At 78.1% G+C, this 21,216-nt stretch carries 14 protein-coding genes; 10 read left to right on the plus strand and 4 right to left on the minus strand.

Annotated elements, in window-relative coordinates; translation table 11 throughout:
- Position 1: 1 nt before the first annotated feature.
- Positions 2-484, minus strand: coding sequence for a ribose-5-phosphate isomerase (locus EDC03_RS02445; RefSeq protein ID WP_123378557.1), 483 nt, complete (start codon positions 482-484; stop codon positions 2-4).
- An 85-nt stretch (positions 485-569) separates the two neighbouring features.
- On the opposite strand from EDC03_RS02445, the gene EDC03_RS02450 reads away from it, so the two are divergent.
- Positions 570-1,301 (plus strand): DUF429 domain-containing protein, encoded by a 732-nt coding sequence (locus EDC03_RS02450; protein WP_158674172.1) that lies wholly within the window; start codon positions 570-572, stop codon positions 1,299-1,301.
- Positions 1,302-1,320: 19 nt separating this feature from the next.
- Here the strand turns inward: EDC03_RS02450 and EDC03_RS02455 are convergent, their stop codons facing one another.
- Both EDC03_RS02455 and EDC03_RS02460 read right to left on the minus strand, forming a co-directional pair.
- Entirely contained in the window at positions 1,321-4,893 is a 3,573-nt protein-coding gene (locus EDC03_RS02455; protein ID WP_241966985.1) for an ATP-binding cassette domain-containing protein, read from the minus strand.
- A 149-nt stretch (positions 4,894-5,042) separates the two neighbouring features.
- Positions 5,043-5,681, minus strand: a complete 639-nt coding sequence (locus tag EDC03_RS02460) for a mycothiol-dependent nitroreductase Rv2466c family protein (RefSeq protein ID WP_123378559.1) — start codon at positions 5,679-5,681, stop codon at positions 5,043-5,045.
- A gap of 137 nt (positions 5,682-5,818) precedes the next feature.
- Here EDC03_RS02460 and pepN point away from each other — a divergent pair, with 137 nt between their 5' ends.
- Both pepN and EDC03_RS02470 read left to right on the plus strand, forming a co-directional pair.
- The gene (pepN, locus tag EDC03_RS02465) at positions 5,819-8,377 is read left to right on the plus strand and encodes an aminopeptidase N (protein ID WP_123378560.1); all 2,559 of its coding nucleotides are present in this window, start codon (positions 5,819-5,821) and stop codon (positions 8,375-8,377) included.
- 179 nt (positions 8,378-8,556) lie between these two features.
- Positions 8,557-9,138, plus strand: coding sequence for a hypothetical protein (locus tag EDC03_RS02470; RefSeq protein WP_148057990.1), 582 nt, complete (start codon positions 8,557-8,559; stop codon positions 9,136-9,138).
- A 160-nt stretch (positions 9,139-9,298) separates the two neighbouring features.
- On the opposite strand, the gene malQ is transcribed toward EDC03_RS02470, so the two are convergent.
- The gene (gene malQ / locus EDC03_RS02475) at positions 9,299-11,473 is read right to left on the minus strand and encodes a 4-alpha-glucanotransferase (RefSeq protein WP_123378562.1); all 2,175 of its coding nucleotides are present in this window, start codon (positions 11,471-11,473) and stop codon (positions 9,299-9,301) included.
- Between the two features lie 187 nt (positions 11,474-11,660).
- Between malQ and EDC03_RS02480 the strand changes: the two genes are divergently transcribed.
- The 7 genes from EDC03_RS02480 (at position 11,661) to EDC03_RS02520 (ending at position 21,193) form a co-directional block, all read left to right on the plus strand.
- A complete protein-coding gene (locus tag EDC03_RS02480) occupies positions 11,661-12,992 on the plus strand; it encodes a sensor histidine kinase (RefSeq protein WP_241966986.1) in 1,332 nt (443 codons plus the stop codon).
- Positions 12,993-13,063: 71 nt separating this feature from the next.
- Positions 13,064-13,735: a response regulator gene (locus EDC03_RS02485; RefSeq protein ID WP_199719909.1), complete on the plus strand. Its 672-nt coding sequence runs from the start codon at positions 13,064-13,066 to the stop codon at positions 13,733-13,735.
- A gap of 241 nt (positions 13,736-13,976) precedes the next feature.
- Positions 13,977-14,765, plus strand: coding sequence for an ABC transporter ATP-binding protein (locus EDC03_RS02490; protein ID WP_123378564.1), 789 nt, complete (start codon positions 13,977-13,979; stop codon positions 14,763-14,765).
- A gap of 3 nt (positions 14,766-14,768) precedes the next feature.
- Entirely contained in the window at positions 14,769-17,324 is a 2,556-nt protein-coding gene (locus EDC03_RS17440; RefSeq protein WP_158674173.1) for an FtsX-like permease family protein, read from the plus strand.
- A gap of 86 nt (positions 17,325-17,410) precedes the next feature.
- Positions 17,411-18,172 (plus strand): N-acetyltransferase, encoded by a 762-nt coding sequence (locus EDC03_RS02510; protein ID WP_123378565.1) that lies wholly within the window; start codon positions 17,411-17,413, stop codon positions 18,170-18,172.
- A 52-nt stretch (positions 18,173-18,224) separates the two neighbouring features.
- Positions 18,225-18,899 (plus strand): pyridoxamine 5'-phosphate oxidase family protein, encoded by a 675-nt coding sequence (locus EDC03_RS02515; RefSeq protein WP_123378566.1) that lies wholly within the window; start codon positions 18,225-18,227, stop codon positions 18,897-18,899.
- Between the two features lie 101 nt (positions 18,900-19,000).
- Positions 19,001-21,193, plus strand: a complete 2,193-nt coding sequence (locus tag EDC03_RS02520; RefSeq protein ID WP_123378797.1) for a prolyl oligopeptidase family serine peptidase — start codon at positions 19,001-19,003, stop codon at positions 21,191-21,193.
- Positions 21,194-21,216 lie beyond the last annotated feature (23 nt).

The raw sequence follows: 21,216 nt of genomic DNA on the forward strand, positions 1-21,216 counted from the left end.
CTCAGGCGACCGGGTCCCCGCCCGCGGCGGCGGCGCCCCGGGACGTCTCGTAGGCGGCGACCTGGCCGATGCGCCGGGCGTGGCGCTCGTCGCCCGAGAAGGGCTCGGCGAGGAAGGCCTCGACGAGGGCGACGGCCTCCTCGACGGAGTGCTGGCGGGCACCCACGGCGACGACGTTGGCGTCGTTGTGCTGGCGCGCCAGCCGCGCGGTGTCGAGGTTCCAGGCGAGCGCGGCGCGGACGCCCACGACCTTGTTGGCGGCGATCTGCTCGCCGTTGCCCGAGCCCCCGACGACGACGCCGAGGCTCCCCGGGTCGGCGACGACCGCCTCGCCCGCCGCGATGCAGAAGGCCGGGTAGTCGTCCTGCGCGTCGTAGGCGGACGGGCCGTGGTCGACGACCTCGTGACCGGACTCCCGCAGGTGCGCCGCGAGCGCGCGCACGAACTCGAAGCCGGCGTGGTCGGTGGCGACGTGGACGCGCATGGGGCCGATCTCAGCACACGGCCCGTCGCCCCGCCGGTGCGGCCGCGACGGGCAGGCCGGCCCGCGGTGCGCGAGGCTCCCGGCCGTGGCGGTGGTGCTGGGCGTCGACGGGTGCGCGGGCTCGTGGGCCGTGGCGGTGGGCGCCGACCGGCCCGACGCCCGCGCCCCCGAGCTGCACCTCGTCGGGACGCCGGAGGACGTGCTGGCGCTGGCCCGTGCCGCCGGCGCCTCCGTGGTCTGCCTCGACCTGCCGCTCGGCCTGGCGCCGTCGGGCCCGCGGGCGGCGGACGTCCTGGCCCGGGCGCGGCTGCGCGGCCCCGGCGGCTCCGCCTCCCGGGTCTTCGGCACGCCCCCGCGCCCGCTCGTCGAGGCCGCCGAGCAGCTCGACCACGCCGGCGTCGTGGCGCTCGCCGAGCCCGGCGCCCGGCCCTCGGCGCAGGCCTACGCCCTCCTGGCGCACGTGCGGGCCTGGGACCGCACCGCGCGGGCGCTGGCCGCGGCGGGCGACGGGCCCCGCCTCGTGGAGGCGCACCCCGAGGTGAGCCTCGCCGCCGCGGCCGGCCGGGTCCTCGCCCGCAAGCGCTCGGCCCGCGGGGTCGGCGAGCGCCTCGCGGTCCTCGGCGGCGTCCTCGGCTGCGGCACCGACGCGCTCGTGGCCGCCCTCGCGCAGGCGCCTCCCGGCGTCGCGCCCGACGACGACCTCGACGCGGCCGCGCTCGTCTGGACGGCGCGGCGGGTCGCCGCGGGGACGGCCGAGACGCTGCCGGCCGACCCGCCCCGCGACGACGCGGGCCTCCTCATGGCGATCCACGTCTAGGTCGACCGCCGTCCCGCGGTCAGCCGGCCAGGTGGCCCCAGTCCCCCGCCAGCTCCCGCCACCGGCCGGTGGCGGCCACGTGCCCGTCCTCGAGGACGACGACCCGGTCGGCCCGCTCGAGCGCCGAGCGCTTGGACGTCGAGCCGATGACCGTCGTGCCGCGGCCGCGCAGCGCCTCCCAGAGCTCCACCTCGGTCCGCGCGTCGAGCGCCGACGAGACGTCGTCGGCGACGAGCAGCTCGGCCTGCGTGGCGAGGGCCCGCGCCAGCGCCAGGCGCTGGACCTGCCCGCCCGACAGCCGGACGCCGCGGTGCCCCACGAGGGCGCCGTGGCCGCCGGCGCGCTCGACGTCCACGGACGTCCGGGCGTCGGCCAGTGCGTCGTCGGGGTGCCGGGCGTGGTCGAGCACGACGTTGTCGGCGAACGTGCCCGAGAGGACCCGGGGCACCTGGGCGACCCAGGCCACCTGGCCCGGCCGCAGGAAGGTCTGCGGGTCGTCGACGTCGACGTCGTTCCAGAGCACGCGGCCCTCGTGGTCCACGAGGCCCGCGAGCGCGGCCAGCAGGCTCGACTTGCCCGAGCCGACGCGCCCGAGGAGCAGCACGAGCTCGCCGGCCCCCACCTCGAGGTCGACGTCCCGGACACCCACGGTGCCGTCGTCGTGGACCGCCGTGACGCCCTCGAGCCGGAGCCGGCGCAGCGGGGTGCGCGGCACCGGCCGCGGGGCCGGCGCCGTGCCCTCGACGAGGTCGACGCCCGGCGGCACGGCCAGGAGGTCGCCGCGCCCGGCGAGGAGGGCGGCGGCGCCGAGCCAGCGCCGCGCGACGGGCATCTCCGTGACGACGGCGCCCGCGACGGTCCCGAACCACGCGGAGCCGGTGACCGCCGTCGTGACGAGCACGGCCGTCCGCAGGTCCCACGCGCCGGCGAGGTACAGCGCCCAGCCCGCGGCCACGCCGAGCTGGACGAGGACGACGGGCACGCCCTCGAGGAGGGCCTTGGTCCGGTTCTCGCGCACCGAGGCCGCGACCCGCACGTCGTCGACCGACGCGAGGTGCCGCCGCACCGACGGGACGGCCGCGGCGAGCTTGACGGTCCGCACCGCCTCGAGCGCCGAGACGAGGGCGGCGCCGAAGACGGTGCGCTGGTCCCCCGCCAGCCGGGCGGTGCGGCCCATGACGGGCGCGCCGAGGGCGGACACGAGCGCGGAGCCGAGGAGGACGGCCGCGACCACCCCGCCGGCGAGGAGGCTGCGCTCGGCCGCCAGCGCCGTGGCGCCGACGACGAGCACGCCCATGAGCACGTCCACCCACCGGTCGACGTAGATCATCAGCCGGTCGCTGTCGAGCGCCCGGGCGGTCACCTCGCCGGGGCTCGTGCGCAGCAGGCGCCGCTGCATCGTCTGCCCCCGGAGCACCGCGAGGCGCAGCCGCAGCGTCGTCCCCACCCACCACAGCGGGTAGACGCGGAAGGCCACGAGCAGGCACACCGGCGACGCGACGACGCTGACGACGAGGCCGGCCACGAGCCACCACGGCTGCTCGCCGCGCTCGAGCCCGGCGACGACGCCGCCCCACAGCCAGCCGGAGACGGCGCCCGAGGAGCCGAGGAGCGAGACGCCGAGGAAGCCGAGCGCGCCGACGGCGAGCCAGCGGCGGTGCGTGCCGACGGCCCGCAGGACGCTGCGCGGCAGGGAGGTCCGCGGCGCCGGGGCGGCCGCGCGCGGCTCGCGGCGCTCGACCCTCCGCACGGGCGGCCGGGCCCCGCCGACCGGCTCGTCGACGGGCCGGCGGGACTGCGCGGGGACGGCCGCCGCGACGGGGGCGCCGACCGGACCCGTGGGGGCGGCCGCGGCGTCGCCGGCGGACGGCCCGGTGCCGGTGGGCTCGCCCGCGGCACGCAGGAGCTCGCGGAAGGGGCCGGGCGCCGCGGCCACCGCCGCACGGGGGCCGTGCTGGACGAGCCGGCCGCCGTCGAGGACGGCGACGGCGTCGCACCGCCGGGTGGTCGAGAGGCGGTGGGCGATGACGACGCCGGTGCGCCCGGCCAGCAGCCGGTCGGTCGCCCGCGTCACGCGGGCCTCCGTCTGCGGGTCCATCCGCGCCGTCGCCTCGTCGAGGACGACGAGTCCGACGTCGCGGACGAGCAGCCGCGCCACGGCGACGAGCTGCTCCTCGCCGGCGGACAGGGTGACGCCGCCGACGCCGAGCCGGGTGGCCAGCCCGTCGGGCAGCCCGGCGACCCAGTCGTCGAGCCCCAGCTCGCGGACGGCCCGCTCCACGGCCCCGTCGGGGACGTCGGCCAGGAGCGTGATGTTGTCGGCGAGGCTCGCGGCGAGGAGCTCGGTGCGCTGGGTGACGACGCCCACCGCCCGCCGGAGCTGCTCGACGTCGGCGGCGACGACGTCGGTCCCGCCGACGAGCACGGAGCCCGGCGCCGGCTCGACGGCGCGCGAGAGCGCCTTGGCGAGCGTCGACTTGCCCGAGCCGCTGCGCCCCACGAGCGCGCACGTCGTCCCCGCGCCGACGACGAGGTCGACGCCCTGCAGCGCGAAGCCGCCCTCGTACCCGACGGACAGCCCCCGCAGCTCGACCGCCAGCGGCCCGGCGGGGACCGCGGCGCCGCCGACCGGCTCCTGCGGCGAGGAGAGCAGCTGACGGATGCGGGTGAGGGCGCCCAGCCCCTCCTGGATCTCGGGGAGGTTGTTGCTGACCTGGGCCAGCTGGCCGACGAAGGAGGAGACGAGCAGCCACAGGGAGAGGAGCTGCCCGACGCCGAGCGTCCCGCCCGGCACGAGCGCCACGCCGACGACGGCGACGCCCGCGAGCATGAGGTGCAGGACGAGGCCCGCCCGGCCGGCGAGCCCGGACGCCGCGGCCGCGGTCGCGCGGACCCGGCGCAGGAGGTCGGCGGAGCGCACCGCGTACTGGCGGAGCACGTGGGGCTGGCCGAGCGAGGTCCGGACGTCGTCGCGGCCGGCGACGGACTCCTCGAGGTGCGAGGAGTGCTCGGACCAGGCGACCTCCTCGAGGACCTTCAGCCGTGCCACCTCGGGCGCCCGACGGCGCACGGCCAGCCACGCGAGCAGGGCGACGAGCGGGAAGACGACGAGGGCGGGCCACCAGATGACCGCCGCGGCGACCCAGGCGGCGACGCTGCGCAGGGCCGCGCGGAGCGTCCCCCAGCCGACGGTCCGCAGGAGGGTGGAGAGCTGCCAGGCGTCGTCGTCGACGCGGTCGAACAGCTCTCCGACGCCCTGCTCCTCCAGGACGGGCACGGGCTGGCCCAGCACCCGGTCCACGAGGTCGCCGCGCAGGCGGCCCTCGGCCCGGCCGACGACCCCGGAGAAGAGGGTCCGGCCGGCCGTCTCGAGGAGGCCCGCCCCGACGAGCAGGGCGGTCAGCGCGACGACGAGGGCCGCCGTGGGGCCCTCGGCCAGCCGGCCGGCGACGACGGCCCCCACCGTCTCGGCGACGGCGGCGACGACGGCGGCGCCCAGCGCCGCCCACGAGCCGGCGGCCGCCAGCCGCCGCAGGTCCAGCGGGGCCGCGCGCGCCGGGCCCGCGGACGTCCTGCTCGCACCGGTGCACACGGCTGCCCCTCGTCCCTCGGCGACCGGGGGCGGCGCCGACGGCGCCGGCTCGAACGCCGGTCGCCCCACGCTAGACCGGAGGTCCGACGGGGCCCGAGCGCTTTTCGCCGGGCCCCGCGGCCGTCACCGGCCCCGCGCCGCGAGGGGCGTCAGGAGAAGTCGGGCGAGGCGTCGCGCGTGCGCTTGAGCTCGTAGAAGCCCGGCGTCGAGGCGACGGCGAGCACGCCGTCCCACAGCTTCCCGGCCGCCTCGCCCTTGGGCGCCGGCGTGACCACGGGGCCGAAGAAGGCGACCCCGGCTGCTGCGACGACGGGCGTGCCGACGTCCTGGCCGACCCGGTCGATGCCCTCGGCGTGGCTGGCGCGCAGCGCGGCGTCGTGGGCGTCCGCGTCCCCCGCCTCGACGAGCTCTGCGGGCAGGCCCACCTCGGCGAGCGCCTCGACGACGACCTCGCGCCAGTCCTTGCGGCCCCCGAGGTGGATGCGGGTGCCGATGGCGTCGTACAGCGGCTTCACGTGCTCGGCGCCGTGCTGCTCCTTCGCCGCCGTCACGACGCGGACCGGCAGCCACGCCTTGTCCATCATCGCGCGGTACTCCTCGGGCAGGTCACGCCCCTCGTTGAGGACGGCGAGGCTCATGACGTGCCAGTCGACGTCGACGGGCCGCACCTGCTGCACCTCCATCATCCAGCGGGAGGTCATCCACGCCCACGGGCAGATGGGGTCGAACCAGAACTCGGCCGTCTCGCGGGCGGGGGTGGCCGGGGCGTCGGTGCTCGTCGTCGTCATGCCGCGACCAGCGCCGGGGCGCGTGGCAGCATTCCGCGGGGCCCGCCCGACGGGGGGCCGCAGCACCCGGCCTGCAGCACAGCGGCCCGGGCCGAGAGCAGCGCGAGGCCCGCCCGGCGGGCCGAGGGGGGACCACCGTGCCCGGCACCAACCTCACGAGGGACGAGGCGCGGCAGCGCGCCGAGCTCGTGGCCGTCGACTCCTACGACGTGACGCTCGACCTCACGCGGGGCGCCGACGTCTTCACCACGACGACGGTCGTCCGCTTCCGCGCGGCCGAGGGCGCCTCGACCTGGCTCGACCTCGTCGCCCCCTCGGTCACCGAGGTCGAGGTCAACGGCGAGCGCCGCGACCCGTCCGCCGTCGCCGACGGCGCCCGCGTGGCCCTCGACGGGCTCGCGGAGGAGAACGTCGTCCGGGTCGTCGCCGACGGCGCGTACATGACGACGGGCGAGGGCCTCCACCGCTTCGTCGACCCGGTGGACGACGAGGTCTACCTCTACAGCCAGTTCGAGGTGGCCGACGCCCGCCGCGTCTTCGCCGTCTTCGAGCAGCCCGACCTCAAGGCGACCTTCCGCTTCACCGTGACGGCGCCGGACCACTGGACCGTGGTCTCCGTGCAGCCGACGCCCGAGCCGACGACGGCCGGGCCCGGCCGCGCCACGTGGTCCTTCGAGCCGACGCCGCGCCTCGCCCCGTACGTCACGGCGGTCGTCGCCGGGCCGTACCACCGGGTCGACGGCGAGCTGACGAGCAGCGACGGGCGCACCGTCCCCCTCGGGGTCCTCTGCCGCGCCTCGCTGGCCGAGCACCTCGACGCGGAGGAGGTCCTCGACGTCACCCGGCGCGGGTTCGCGCATTACGAGCGCCTCTTCGACCTGCCGTACCCCTTCGCCAAGTACGACCAGCTCTTCGTGCCGGAGTTCAACGCGGGCGCGATGGAGAACGCCGGCGCGGTGACCTTCCTCGAGGACTACGTCTTCCGCAGCCGCGTCCCCGAGGCGATGGTCGAGCGGCGCGCCGTGACGATCCTCCACGAGCTGGCCCACATGTGGTTCGGCGACCTCGTGACGATGCGCTGGTGGGACGACCTCTGGCTCAACGAGTCCTTCGCCGAGTACGCCTCCACCCAGGCGACGGCCGAGGCCACCCGCTGGTCCGACGCCTGGACGACGTTCTCGATCATGGAGAAGTCGTGGGCCTACCGGCAGGACCAGCTGCCGTCGACGCACCCCGTCGTCGCCGACATCCGCGACCTCGAGGACGTCGAGGTCAACTTCGATGGGATCACCTACGCCAAGGGCGCCAGCGTCCTCACCCAGCTGGTCTCCTGGGTCGGCCGCGAGCACTTCGACGAGGGCGTCCGCCGCTACTTCCGCCGCCACGCGTACGGCAGCACCCAGCTCGCCGACCTCCTCGTCGAGCTGGAGGCCACCTCCGGCCGCGACCTCCGCTCGTGGTCGCGGGTCTGGCTGGAGCAGGCCGGCGTCACCACGCTGCGCCCGGAGATCACCGTCGACGACGAGGGCCGCATCGCCTCCCTCGCCGTCCTCCAGGAGGCCCCCGCCGAGCACCCGGTCCTGCGCCCGCACCGCCTCGCCGTCGGCTGCTACGAACGCGTCGACGACCGCCTGCGGCGCACCCACCGCGTCGAGCTCGACGTCGACGGCGAGCGCACCGAGGTGCCCGACCTCGTCGGCGTCCCCCGCCCGGACCTGCTGCTGCTCAACGACGACGACCTCGCCTACGCGAAGGTGCGGCTCGACCCGACGTCGCTCGCGACCGCCGTCGCCGACCTCCCCCTCGTGGAGGACGGCCTCGCCCGCGCCCTCGTCTGGGGCGCGGTGTGGGACATGACCCGGGACGCCGAGACGCCCGTCGCGGACTTCGTCGAGCTCGTCCTGCGCGGCGTCACCGCCGAGCAGGCCTCCTCCTCCGTCGTCCTCGTCCTCCTCCGCCAGCTGGGCAGCGCGCTGCGCCAGTACGTCGCCCAGGAGCACCGCGAGGCCGTCCGGGCCGAGGTCGCCGGCCGCCTCCTCGAGCTCACCCGCTCGGCGCCCCCCGGCAGCGACCTCCAGCTCCAGCTGCTGCGCGCCTCGGCCGCCCACGCCGCGACGCCCGACCAGCTGTCCGCCCTCCGCGGCGTCCTCGACGGCCGGGCCCCGCTCCCCGGCCTCGCGGTCGACGTCGACCTCGGCTGGGAGCTGCTCACCGCCCTCGTCGCCGCCGGCGACGCCGGCGAGGACGAGGTCCGTGCCATGGCCGACCGCGACGACACCGCCCGCGGCCGCCGCCTCGCCGTCACCGCCCTCGCCGCCCGGCCGGAGCCGGCCGTCAAGGAGGAGGTGTGGGCGTCGGTCGTCGACCGCGGCGACACCCCCGTCGTCCTCCAGGGCGCTGCCATCGACGGCTTCACCCGCGTCCGCGACGTCGCCCTCCTCGCCCCCTTCGTCGACCGCTACTTCGACGCGGTCGAGCGGGTCTGGGCCGAGCGGACGAACGAGACGGCCCAGCAGGTCGTCCTGGGCCTGTTCCCCGACCAGGGCGACGGCGCCGACGTCGTCGCGCGGACGACCGCCTGGCTGGACGCCCACCCCGACGCGCCGTCGGGGCTGCGGCGCCTCACCGCCGAGAACCGGGACGGCGTGCTCCGGGCCCAGCGCGCGCAGGAGCTCGACCGGCGCTCGCGGGCCTGACCCGGCTCCGCCCCACGACGAGAGCCTCTGCACGGGCGGCGGGATCGATCCCGCCGCCCGTGCAGAGGCTCCTCGCGTCACCACCACCGTCGACGCCGACCGGCACGCCCTCCGCGCGCCGGTCACCCGCCCGCGCACGATCGGTGACAGCCGGCCGACGCGACGGCGACACCGCCACCATGCCCACCACGGCCGCGGGACGCGCGACCCCCCGACGACGCCTCGCCCTGCCCATCAGCGCCGGTCTGGCGATGTGGTTCTCCGCGCAGTACCTCCTGGCCCTGCCCGCGGCTCACGACACCGACGGCTTCCGGACGTGGGCCCTGGCCGCCCGGTGGGGCATCAGCACCACAGGGGCGGTGCTCGCACTCGGGTGCGCCTACCGGCTGGCGCGCCGCCTCGAGGACCACCTCACGTCCCGGGCGGGTGCCTCGCAGCGGCAACAGCTCGCCCGGCCGGACGCGCCGCGCCGCAGTCGCCGGTCGGCCGCCCCCGTCCTCATCGCCGTCGGCGCCGCGGCGACCGCGGCGTCCGAGCTGCTGTGGGTCTCGGCCGGCCCGCTGCCGTCGTGGGCCTTCGTCCTCGTCGACCTCGTCGGCCTCGTCGTGGCCCCCGCGGCGATCACCCTGGGCGTCTACCTCGCCCTGCGCCGGCTCGAGGACCACCTCGCCGGCCGCCACCGCACGAGGGCGCCGACGGCGCCCGAGGCCGGGAGGGAGCGCCACGCCTCGGGCATGACCACCCCGTACGTCAGGGGCTGACGCCCGCACCTCGAGGCTCCCGGGGCACCGGCGCAGCCCAGGTCCACGACCGGTGGCGCTCGCCCGGACGTCGTCGGACGCCCGGGCGGTGCCGGCCCCGGACGCCGGAGAGGCGCCCCCCACCGGGACCGGGCGTCGACGACGTCACGGCCCGTCCGGCTCAGCGGATCGGGTGGTCCGTCAGCAGCGCGTCGAGGAGCGAGCGGACCCGGGGGTGGCGGGGCAGGTCCTCGAGGAGGACCGGGTCGCCCGCGCCGTCGCCGAGGGGCACGCGCCAGTTGGGGTACTGCTCGTGGGTGCCCGGCTGGTTCTGGGTGCGGCGCTCGCCGACGGCGTCGGGGAGGGAGACGCCGAGGAGGCGGCTCGGGGACGCCCGGAGGAGGCGGTGGAGGCCCTCGACGAGCTGGCGCTCGGTCGGGTCGTCCGGGACCAGGCCGCGCTCGGCGAGCTGGGCGACGACGGACGCTCGGTCGGCCTCGTCGACGCGGCGCTCCTCCTCGACCGGGCGGGTCAGCAGGCCGAGGCGGTCGCGGAGGTCGATGTGCTCGCCGGCGAGGTAGCCCGCGGTCGGCGGGAGGTCGTGCGTCGTCACGGTCGCCATGCACAGCTCGCGCCAGCGCTCGGGGGGCAGCGGCGCGCCGTCCTGCGTGCGCTCGAACCACAGGACGGACGTGCCGAGCACGCCGCGCTCGCGCAGGTGGTCGCGCACCCACGGCTCGACGACCCCGAGGTCCTCGCCGACGACGACGGCGCCCGCGCGGTGCGCCTCCAGGGCGAGGACGCCGACCATCGCCTCGTGGTCGTAGCGCACGTACGTGCCGGCGTCCGGGCCGAGGCCGGCCGGGACCCACCACAGGCGGAACAGACCCATGACGTGGTCGACGCGCACGCCGCCCGCGTGCCGCAGGACGGTGCGGACCATGTCGCGGTACGGCGCGTAGCCCAGCTCCGCGAGGCGGTCCGGCCGCCACGGCGGCTGGCTCCAGTCCTGGCCCTGCTGGTTGAAGGCGTCCGGCGGGGCGCCCACCGTGATGCCGCGGGCCAGGGCCGCGCCCAGCGTCCACGTGTCGGCACCGACCGGGTGCACGCCGACGGCGAGGTCGTGGACGACGCCGAGCGCCATGCCGGCGCGGGTCGCCGTGCGCTGCGCGGCCTCCAGCTGCTCGTCGACGACCCACTGCAGCCACTCGTGGAAGCGGGCGCCGTCGGCGACCTCCCCGACGAGGCGGCGCTGCTCCGCGCTGCCGTGGTCGTGCGCGGCGTCCGGCCACCGCGAGGACGGCAGGCCGTACCGGTCGGCGAGCGCGCACCACGTCGCGAAGTCCGCGAGCCCCTGCCCCTCGCGCGCCCGGAAGGCGGCGAAGGCGGCCTCGCGGGCGTCGCTGCGCCCGGCCTCGAAGACCGTCCGCAGCGCGGACCGCTTGGCGGCCCACACGGCGTCGCGGTCCACGAGCGCACCGGAGGCGGAGGCCGCGCGCAGCTCCTCGGCCGCCCACTCGAGGACCGCGCGGTCGGTCGAGGGCAGGTACGCCGTCTCGCGGACGTCCTCGACCCTGATGTAGACGGGGTTGACGAAGCGCCGGGTCGTCGGCAGGTACGGCGAGGGCTCCATCGGCGCGACCGGCTCGGCCGCGTGCAGCGGGTTGACGAGGACGAAGTCGGCGCCGAGACCGCCGCTCCAGGAGGCGAGCTCGGCGAGGTCGGCGGTGTCGCCGAGGCCCCACGAGCGGCGCGAGCGCACCGAGTACAGCTGCGCCATGAGGCCCCAGTGCTGCCCGTCGCGCACCCCCTCGGGCAGCTCGAGCCGCGAGGGCGTGACCGCCAGCGGCGCCGTCGCGGTGGGGGCGTCGTCGCCGGCGTGGTCGCCCACCCACGCGCGCAGCTCGTGCCACCCGAGCGGGGTGTCCGCCGGCACCGCGAGGACGGCCCGGCCGACGAGCGCGCCGTCGACGGTGCGGGGCTCGGTCCAGCGGTCCAGCTGGGCCAGCGGCACCGTGCGCCCGTCCTCGCGGACGAGCTCGCAGCGCACCGTCTCCCCGTGGGGCACGTGGACCTCGACCTCGCCGACGCGGCCGTCGCGCAGGACGACGACCGGCGGGAGGGTGCGGCGCCAGGGCGCCTCGTCCACGGCCACGAGGGCGGCCTCGACGGCGTCGTCGCCGTCGGCGTCCACGTCGAGGGCGGCGAGGACGGCGACGACGGTGCTGGCGGGCACGTGCACGTGCCGTCCCTGCCAGTCGTGGTACTCGACGGCGACGCCGTACCGACGGGCCAGCTCCTGCAGCCGCTCCGAGGGGGCGGCGGCAGCGGTGGAGGTGTCGGGGGCGTCGGGCATGGTGCTCCGTCCGGGGGGAGTGCACGGGGGCGCGGCGGTCGGCTCCCGCGGCGGCGGCGGGCGGCCCCGCGAGGGGGCCGAGGGCCGCTCGGATCCTGCCAGAGCGGGCACCGCCCGGCCCGTCGACGGAGCAGGGTCCGACCTCGGGCTGACGACCAGGGGCGACGCCGCTCCTACAGTCGACGTCGTGACCCAGCACGACCTGACGAGGACGACGACGGGGCCGCCGGCACCGGGCCGCCCGCCGACCGCCGGCGCGCGGCCGCCCGCCGTCGACCCCCCTGGCCCCGTCGAGCGGGCGGCGGGCTGGGCGCGGTCCCACCGGTTCCTCCTGGACGCCGCCGCCGCGGTGGCCGGGACGGGTGTCCTCGTGCTCCTCAGCAGCGGTGCCCTCGGGACCGGCTCGCTCCCGCTCACGGTCCAGGTCGCGCTGCTCGTCCTCCCCCTCGCGTGGCGCCGCGTCGCCCCCCGCCTCACCTTCGCCCTCGTGGCGGCCGCCGGCCTCCTCGTGCTCGCCGTCGGCGACCTCTTCAACCCCGGTCTCGTCGCCGTCCTCGTCACGGTGCACGCCGTCACCGCCTACGGCTCGCGGCGCGACGGACGGCTCGTCCTCGTGGTGGGCCTCGTGGCCGCCGTGGCGGCCTCCGCCCGCTTCCTCCTGCTGCTGAGCCGGGACCCGTTCGTCTCGGCCGCCTTCGCCGCGGCCATGGGCCTGCTCGTCGTGGCCGCCTGGTCGGTCGGCGTCCTGTCGCGCGTGCGGGTCTCGCACGAGGCCGCGCTCACCGAGCGGGCCCGGCTGCTCGAGGCGGAGCGGGACCAGCAGGCCGTCATCGCCGCGGCGGCCGAGCGCGCCCGCATCGCGCGGGAGATGCACGACGTCGTCGCGCACTCCCTCTCCGTCGTCGTCGCGCAGGCCGACGGGGGGCGCTACGCCGCGCGGGCGGACCCGGCGGCCGCGGTCCGGGCGCTCGAGACCATCGCCGGGACGGGCCGGCAGGCCCTCGCGGACATGAGGGGCCTGCTCGGCGTGCTGCGGCAGGACGACAGCGCGCGCCGCACGCCGCAGCCGGGCGCGGGTGACGTCGACCAGCTGGTCGAGGACGTGCGCCGCAGCGGGCTCGACGTCACGCTCCACGAGGAGGGCGACCGGCGGCCGCTGCCCCCGTCGCCCGGCCTCGCCGTGTACCGCATCGTCCAGGAGGCCCTCACGAACGTCATGAAGCACGGCGGCCCCCGGGCGAGCGCCGTGGTGCACCTGCGGTGGCGGGCGGGGGCCGTCGAGGTCGAGGTCGTCGACGACGGCCGCGGCGCCGGCGCCACCCCCGCGCCCGCCGGGGGCCAGGGGCTCGTCGGGATGCGCGAGCGGGCCGCCCTCGCGGGCGGCGCCGTCGAGGCGGGCCCGGTCCCCCGCGGCGGCTGGCGGGTGGTGGCCCGGGTGCCCGACGAGGCGCCGGCGGCCGACCGCCGTCCGCCCGCCCCGCCGTCCCCCTCCGACCGCCGCGCGGGGGCGACCCGGTGACCGGCGACGGGAGCGCCCCCGTGCGCGTCGTCCTCGTCGACGACCAGCCCCTCGTCCGCACGGGCTTCGCCATGGTGGTCGGCAGCCAGCCGGACCTCGAGGTCGTCGGCCAGGCGGGCGACGGCGAGGCGGCGGTCGCGCTGCTCGAGGAGGTGCAGGCCGACGTCGTCCTCATGGACGTCCGCATGCCGCGCATGGACGGGCTCGAGGCCACCCGCCGGCTCACGAGCCGCCCCGGGGCCCCGAAGGTGGTGGTGCTCACGACCTTCGACCTCGACGAGTACGTCGTCAGCGCCATCAGCGCCGGCGCCAGCGGCTTCCTGCTCAAGGACTCCGAGCCGGAGGAGCTCCTGCGGGCCGTCCGCACGGTGCACGCCGGGGACGCCGTCATCGCCGCCCGCGCGACCCGCGCGCTGCTGCAGCACGTCGGGCCGATGCTGGCGGGCGCCGCGCCGGATGCGCCGCCCCCCGGCGGGCCCGCGGCGCCGTCCCCCCTGCCCGCGGACGTGGCGGCCCTCGCGACCCTCACCCCCCGCGAGCGCGAGGTCCTCGAGCTCATGGCGCGCGGGGCGAGCAACGCGGACCTCATGCAGCGGCTCGTCGTCTCCGAGGCGACGGTGAAGACCCACGTCGGCCGCGTGCTCGCCAAGACCGGCTCGCGCGACCGCGTCCAGGCCGTCGTCCTCGCCTACCGGTGCGGGCTCGTCCTCCCGGAGGACCTCCTCCGCGACGCCGGCGACTGACACCGGGACCGCGGGACCGAGGGCTCCCGCGCACCGACCACGGCGGGGCGTCAGACCACGGTCTGACGCCCCGTCGCCGTCCGGCCGCCGGCGTCGTCGTCACGGTGGATACCGCCCCGCCCCGCGGCCCGCGGGAAGCAGACCGGCGGACGACGCGGAGGCCCACGCCGCCGACCTAGCGTCGAGACGTCAACCGGCACAGCCCCTCGGGGCCGTCCGACCGCCGTCGCCAGGAGGCACCGTGCACCCCGCCCCGTCCGTCCCGACCCCCGACCTCGGCCCCGGCCCGCGCGCCGGCGAGGCCACGACCGCGGCCGTCCGCGCCGAGGGGCTCACCAAGGTGCACGGCCGTGGCGACGCCGCCGTGACCGCGCTGGACGGGGTGGACGTCTGCATCGGCCGTGGCACCTTCACGGCCGTCATGGGCCCCTCCGGCTCGGGCAAGTCCACGCTGCTGCACTGCCTCGCCGGTCTCGACACCGCGACGGGCGGCCGGGCCTGGGTCGGTGCCACCGAGATCACCGGGCTGCGCGAGAAGCAGCTGACCCGGCTGCGGCGCGACCGCATCGGGTTCGTCTTCCAGTCCTTCAACCTCGTCCCGGTCCTCACCGCGCAGGAGAACGCCGTCCTGCCCCTGGCGCTCGCGGGCCGCCGGCCGGACCCGGCGTGGTTCGAGGAGGTCGTCTCCCGCCTCGGGCTCGGGCAGCGCCTGCACCACCGGCCCTCGGAGATGTCCGGCGGCCAGCAGCAGCGCGTCGCCGTGGCCCGGGCGCTGCTGCCGCGCCCCGACGTCGTCTTCGCCGACGAGCCCACCGGCAACCTCGACTCGCGGACCGGCGCGGAGGTCCTGTCGCTGCTCCGCAGCGCCGTCCGCGAGACGGGCCAGACGGTCGTCATGGTCACCCACGACCCCGTCGCCGCGTCCTACGCGGAGCGCGTCGTCCTCCTCGCCGACGGCCGCCTGGCCGGCGAGGTGCACGACCCCACCGCCGAGACCGTCCTGTCCGCCCTCGCGGCGCTGGGGGGCTGAGACGTGCTGCACCTCACCCTCGCCCAGGTCCGCCACCACTGGGGCCGTCTGCTCGCCAGCGCCACCGCCGTCGTCATCGCCGTCACCTTCGTCGTCGTCACCCTCGTGGGCGGCTCCACCGCCGCCGCGACGGTGCGGTCGGCGCTGGCGGCGCCCTACGTGCCGGCGACGGCCGTCGTCGAGGCCCCGACCGAGCTGCTCCCCGCGGACGCCGACGACCCGTACGCCTCCGCGCCCTCGTTGGCCGGCGCGGTGGAGGCGGTCCGCGCCGTCGACGGCGTCACGGACGTCGCCCTCGACACCACCTCCTACGCCGCCGTCTCCGTCGGCGAGGACGGCGCCGCCACGACCGCGCAGGTCGTCCCCGTCGAGCCCCCTGGCTCGCCCCTGCGCTGGCAGCAGCTCGTGACCGGCCGCCTCCCCGAGCGGCCGGGCGAGGTGGCGGTCACCGACCGGCTCGACGTCGCCCCCGGCGGCGTCGTCACGGTGACGCCCGACCCGCCCGGCGCGACCTCCGAGGACGACGTCCCGGCGACGCCGGCCGCGGAGCAGCTCGACGTCGTGGGCGTCGTCGACACCGGCGGCGACCCCACCGCCTCCTTCGCCCCGCGGGTCTTCGTCACCGCCGACCAGGTGGGCGCCTGGGGCTCCTTCGTCTCCTCCGAGCAGCTGCGCGTCGCCGCGGCGCCGGGCACCGACGCCGCCGCGCTCGCGGACGCCGTCGGCCGCGCCGCCACCGGCGCGCTCGGCGTGCCGGTCACCGCGCAGACGGCGTCCGACGCGACCGACGCGCTCGTCGAGTCCCAGACAGGCGGTGCGCTGCAGCTGGTCTCGGTGCTGTTGGCCTTCGCCGTCGTGTCCGTCCTCGTCGCCGGCCTCGTCATCGCCAACACCTTCGCCGTCCTCCTGGCGCAGCGGACCCGCGAGCTCGCCCTCCTGCGCTGCGTCGGCGCCTCCCGCCGTCAGCTCCGGCGGGGCGTGCTCCTCGAGGCCCTCGTGACGGGCCTGGCCGCCTCGGCGCTCGGCACCGCGCTCGGCATCGGCATCACGGCCGTCGGCTCCGCCGTCGTCGCCCGCACCGACGCGCCGGTCCCGGTCCAGGGGCTCTCGGTGCCGTGGTGGGCCGTCCTCACCGGCCTCCTCCTGGGCACGGTGGTCACCGTCCTCGCCGCGACGAGCCCGGCCCGTGCGGCCACCCGGGTCGCGCCGCTCGCCGCCCTCCGGCCGCTCGACCCCGCACCGCTCCGCTCGCGCGGCGGCGTCCTGCGCCTCGTCGGCGGCCTCGTGCTGCTCGTGCCGGGCGCGGCCGTCCTCGTCTGGGCCTCCCTCCTGGGGAACCTGCTCCTGGGCCTGGCCGCCGGCGTGCCGACGTTCCTCGGCGTCGTGCTCCTGTGCCAGCGGGGCATCCCCGCGGCGGTCGGCCTCGTCGGCCGGCTCCTGGCCCGGGTGGGCGGCGTGCCCGGCCGGCTGGCGGCCCGCAACTCCGTCCGCGTGCCCCGACGCACCGCGGCCACGGCCACGGCGCTGCTCGTGGGGGTGACGCTCGTCAGCACCTTCGTCGTCGGCGCCGCCTCGGTGCGCGCGACGACGACCACCGAGCTCGAGGCGCAGTACCCCGCGGACGTCCAGGTCGTCGACACCGGCTTCTTCGACGGGCCCGGCCTGCCGGCCGACCTCCTGCCCGCCGTGGCGACGACCCCGGGCGTGACGGGCGCGGCCGCCGTCCGCGGGGCGCTCGTCGACCTCGGCGACGTCACCGAGCAGCCGCTGCTCGGCCTGCCCGCCGACGTCGACGGGGTGGTCCGCTCGACCACCGCCGGTGCACCGGCCGCCGGGGAGGTGCGCGTGGGCCCCGGCTACGCCGAGGTCAACCGCCTCGCGGACGGCGACGTGGTCACCGCCACCGGGCCCTCCGGCTCGTCCGACCTCGTCGTCCGGGTCGACGGGCGCAACGACTACCCCGTCGTCGCCGCGGCCGAGCTCGAGCGCCTGTCCGCCGCACCGCCGGTCGTCGAGGTGTGGGCCTCGGTGGCCGACCCCGAGGGGCGGGGCGCCGGCGGCACGGTCGACGCCCTCACCGCCACCGCCTCCGCCGCCGCGCCGGACTCGTACGTCGCCGGGGCCGTCCTCGTGCGCCAGGGGCTCGACGAGGTGCTCGACGTCCTCCTGCTCGTCGTCACCGCCCTCCTCGGCGTCGCCGTCGTCATCGCCCTCGTCGGGGTCGGCAACACGCTCGCGCTGTCCGTGGTCGAGCGCCGCCAGGAGCTCGGCCTCCTGCGCGCCCTCGGCCAGCCCGCCCGCGACGTGCGCCGGACCCTGCTCTGGGAGGCCGGCCTCGTCGCCGGGGTCGCCTCCGTCCTCGGCGTCGGGCTCGGCATCGCCTTCGGCCTGGCGGGCACCTCGTCCGCGCTGGCCTCCACGGCGCCGGTGGTCCTCGACGTCCCGTGGCTGCAGGTGGCCGCCGTGGTGGCGGTCGCCACCCTCGCCGGGATGGTGGCGTCCCTGCTCCCGGCCCGCCGGGCCGCCTCGACGCCGCCGGTGGCCGCGATGGCCGGCTGAGCGGGGAGCCCGGACGGGGCGGTGGTGCGGCGCAGCGGGCCGCACCCCCGCCCCGCGGCACGTCCGCGCGCCCTAGCCTCCGCCGGATGACGAGCGCGATGCCCGCGGGGCTGCGGACGACGACCCTGGCGGCCCGCCCCGACCTCGTCGACGCCTTCTGGACCCTCCCGAGCACCTGGGCCCCCTTCTCCGAGGCCGACCCCGTCGGCGAGCGCCTCTTCGGGCTCGCCGTCGGCCGTTCCCCCGGGCTGCAGCTGCTCCTCCTCGACGAGGCAGACCACGTGCTCGCCCGGCTCGTCGCCACGCCCTTCCCGTGGTCGGGCGAGGACGACGACCTCCCCGCCCGTGGGTGGGACGCCGTCCTGGAGCGGTCCGACGCCGCCGCCCGCCGGGGCGCGCCGGCCTCCGCGGTGTCCCTCCTCGAGGCGCGGGTGCACCCCGCGCACCAGGGCCGGGGCCTGTCGGGCCACCTCGTCCGCGCCGGCCGGGACACCGTGCGCGCCACCGGTGTCTGCGACCTCGTCGCCCCCGTGCGGCCCACGGGCAAGACCTCCGCCCGGACGACCGTCGCCGCGCACGCGGCCGCCCTGCGCGACGACGGGCTGCCCGTGGACCCGTGGCTGCGCACGCACGTCCGGGCGGGCGGCCGGGTCGTCGGGGCCTGCCCCCTCTCCATGACCGTCCCCGGCACGCTCGCGCAGTGGCGGGCGTGGACCGGCCTGCCCTTCGACGCCTCCGGCGACGTCGAGGTGCCCGGCGCGCTGGCCCCCGTCCACGTCGACGTCGAGCAGGACCACGCCGTCTACGTCGAGGCGAACGTGTGGGTGCACCACCGCCTCGCCCGGTGACCGTTCCCGACGACGGCTCCCCGCGGCGGGGCGCTCGCGGCAGGATGCGGCCGTGACGACGCAGGAGCAGCGGTCGGGGGGCGGGTCGGCCGGTGCCGACGGCGAGGTCGTCGAGGTGGCCGACGAGGCGGAGCTGAGGGCGCTGGTCGGCGAGCCGTCCGCGGGCGCCGTCCGCAAGGAGCGGACGCGGCTGCACGACCTCGACCGCGCGTGGCTCGCGGCGTCGCCGTTCTGGCTCCTCGCGACCTCCGGGGCCGACGGCACCTGCGACGTGTCGCCGAAGGGCGACCCGGCCGGGTCGGTCCTGGTGCTCGACGACCGCACCGTCGCGCTCGCCGAGCGGCCGGGCAACCGACGGGTCGACGGCTTCCGCAACGTCCTCGCCAACCCGCACGTGGGCCTGCTCTTCGTCGTCCCGGGCCGCGGCGACACGCTCCGCGTCAACGGCCGGGCGCGGCTGGTCCGCGACGCGCCGTGGTTCGACGACCTGGTGGTGAAGGGGCACCGACCGCTGCTCGCGCTGCTCGTCGAGGTCGAGCAGGTCTTCCACCACTGCTCGAAGGCCTTCCTCCGCTCGGGCCTGTGGGACCCCGCCACGTGGGACCCGGAAGCCGTCCCGGCGCGCCCGACCATCGCCCGCACGCTCGAGCGCCCGGACGCCTCGCTCGAGGAGCTCGCGGCGTACTACGGCCCCTCCTACGCGGACGGGCTGTACCGCAGCACCTGACGCGCCCCCGCGCCGCGGCCCGGTCGTACGGTGCGGCCGTGAGCGACGCCGCAGACCCGGACCACGGACCCGTCCACGGCCCCACGGCCGCCGCCGCACCGGTGCCGGGCTACCCGCCCGCCCGCCGCGGCGACGACGTCGAGGACCTGCCCGCCGGTGCGCCCGTCGCCCGGGTGGCCGACCCCTACCGCTGGCTCGAGGACGCGTCCTCGGAGGAGACCGCGGCCTGGGCGGCGGCGCAGGACGCGCTCCTGGCCGAGCACCGCGCCGGCTGGGAGGGCCGCGACGCCGTCGTCGGCCGGCTCGCCGGGCTGCTCGGCGCCGGCTCCGTCGGGGTCCCCGTCCACCGGGGTGCCCGCCGCTTCTCCACGCGCCGGGAGCCCGGGGCCGAGCACGCCGTCCTCCTCGTCCGCGAGCCCGCCGACGCCGCCGACCCGGACGGCGCGCAGGTGGAGCGCGTGCTCGTGGACCCGGTCGCCGTCGACCCGTCCGGGCTCACCACGCTCGACGCGTGGCAGCCCAGCCTCGAGGGGGACCTCCTGGCGTACCAGCTGTCCGAGGGCGGCTCGGAGGAGAGCGCCCTGCGCGTCCTGGACGTCGCGACCGGCGAGGTCGTCGACGGCCCGCTCGACCGCACCCGGTACTCCCCCGTCGCCTGGCTGCCGGGCGGCACGGCCTTCTACTGCGTGCGCCGCCTGGCGCCCGACCTCGTGCCCGACGGGGAGGAGCAATTCCACCGCCGCGTCGTCCTCCACGAGGTGGGCGGCGCCGAGCTCGACGAGGTCGAGGTATTCGGCGCCGGCCGCGACCTGCGCACCTACTACGGCGTCTCCGTGTCCCGGGACGGGCGCTGGCTGTCCGTGACCGCCGCCGTCGGCACCGACCCGCGCACCGACGTCTGGCTGGCCGACCTCGGGGAGGGGTCCACCGCCGCGGCCGCGCCCCCGCTGCGCGAGGTGGTCGTCGGCGAGGACGCCGCGACGTCCGCCGGCGTGCGCCGGGACGGCCGGCTCTACGTCAGCACCGACCTCGGCGCCCCGCGGGGCCGGCTGGCCGTGGCCGACCCGCACGACCCCCGTCCCGACCGCTGGCGCGACCTGCTGGCCGAGCGCGACGACGCCGTCCTCGAGGGCTGGACCGTCCTCGACGGGCCGGGGCTGGGCGACGCCCCCGTGCTCCTCGCGGCGTGGACGACGCACGCCGTCAGCCGCCTCACCGTCCACGACCTCGCCGACGGCGCCCTGCGGGGCGAGGTCGCCCTGCCCGGCACCGGCACGGTCGGCGGGCTCGTCTCGCGGCCCGAGGGCGGGCACGAGGCGTGGTTCGTCGTCACCGACCCGACGACGCTCCCCCACGTGCACCGCTACGACGCCCGGACCGGCGAGGTGGCGGTCGTCGAGGGCCCGCCCGGCGACGCCGCCGACGCCGTGGGCGGCGACGTCCCGACGCGCACCCAGCAGCTCGAGGTGACGAGCGCCGACGGCACGACGGTCCGCGTCCTGGTCACCGCGCGCACCGACGCCCTCGACGCCGACGGTCGGCCGCTCGCCCCGGCGCCCCTCGTGCTCTACGGCTACGGCGGCTTCGGCATCTCCCTGCCGCCGACGTGGTCCGCCGGGACGCTCGCGTGGGTGCGCTCGGGCGGCGTCTGGGCCGTCGCCGGCCTCCGCGGCGGCGGCGAGGAGGGCGAGGAGTGGCACCGGGCCGGCATGGGCCCGCACAAGCCGCGCGTCTACGAGGACCTCGAGGCGGCCGCGGACGCCCTGACGGACCGCGGGTGGACGACGACGGACCGCCTCGGCATCTACGGCGGGTCGAACGGCGGTCTCCTCGTCGGCGCCGCCCTGACCCGCCGCCCGGCCGGGTACCGCGCCGTCGTCTGCTCGGCCCCCCTGCTCGACATGGTCCGCTACCAGCTCCACGGCCTCGGCCGGACGTGGGCGGGCGAGTACGGCGACGCCGAGGACGCCGAGCAGCTCGGCTGGCTGCTGGCGCACTCGCCCTACCACCACGTCCGCGCGGACGAGCCCTACCCGGCGACGCTCTTCACCGTCTTCGACGGCGACAGCCGGGTCGACCCGCTGCACGCCCGCAAGCTCTGCGCCGCGCTGCAGGCGGCGACGTCGCGGCCCGTCGAGGAGGCGCCGGTGCTGCTGCGCCGCGAGGCCGACGTCGGTCACGGGGCCCGCTCGGTCACCCGCTCGACCGCCCTCACCGCCGACGTGCTGGCCTTCCTCGGCCACGAGCTGGGTCTCGACGTCGCCGCCGTCCCGCCGGCGGTCTCGAGGAGGTGACGCCGCGGGGTGAGCGCGACGAA

The sequence above is a fragment of the Pseudokineococcus lusitanus genome (assembly GCF_003751265.1).
Classification (GTDB): domain Bacteria; phylum Actinomycetota; class Actinomycetes; order Actinomycetales; family Quadrisphaeraceae; genus Pseudokineococcus; species Pseudokineococcus lusitanus.

What these genes read in the sequence shown, in the direction of transcription:
- EDC03_RS02445 (WP_123378557.1), bottom strand. Translation starts at nt 484, where the DNA reads ATGCGCGTCCACGTCGCCACCGACCACGCCGGCTTCGAGTTCGTGCGC.
- EDC03_RS02460 (WP_123378559.1), bottom strand. Translation starts at nt 5,681, where the DNA reads ATGACGACGACGAGCACCGACGCCCCGGCCACCCCCGCCCGCGAGACG.
- EDC03_RS02470 (WP_148057990.1), top strand. Translation starts at nt 8,557, where the DNA reads ATGCCCACCACGGCCGCGGGACGCGCGACCCCCCGACGACGCCTCGCC.
- malQ (WP_123378562.1), bottom strand. Translation starts at nt 11,473, where the DNA reads ATGCCCGACGCCCCCGACACCTCCACCGCTGCCGCCGCCCCCTCGGAG.
- EDC03_RS02485 (WP_199719909.1), top strand. Translation starts at nt 13,064, where the DNA reads ATGGTGGTCGGCAGCCAGCCGGACCTCGAGGTCGTCGGCCAGGCGGGC.
- EDC03_RS02510 (WP_123378565.1), top strand. Translation starts at nt 17,411, where the DNA reads ATGACGAGCGCGATGCCCGCGGGGCTGCGGACGACGACCCTGGCGGCC.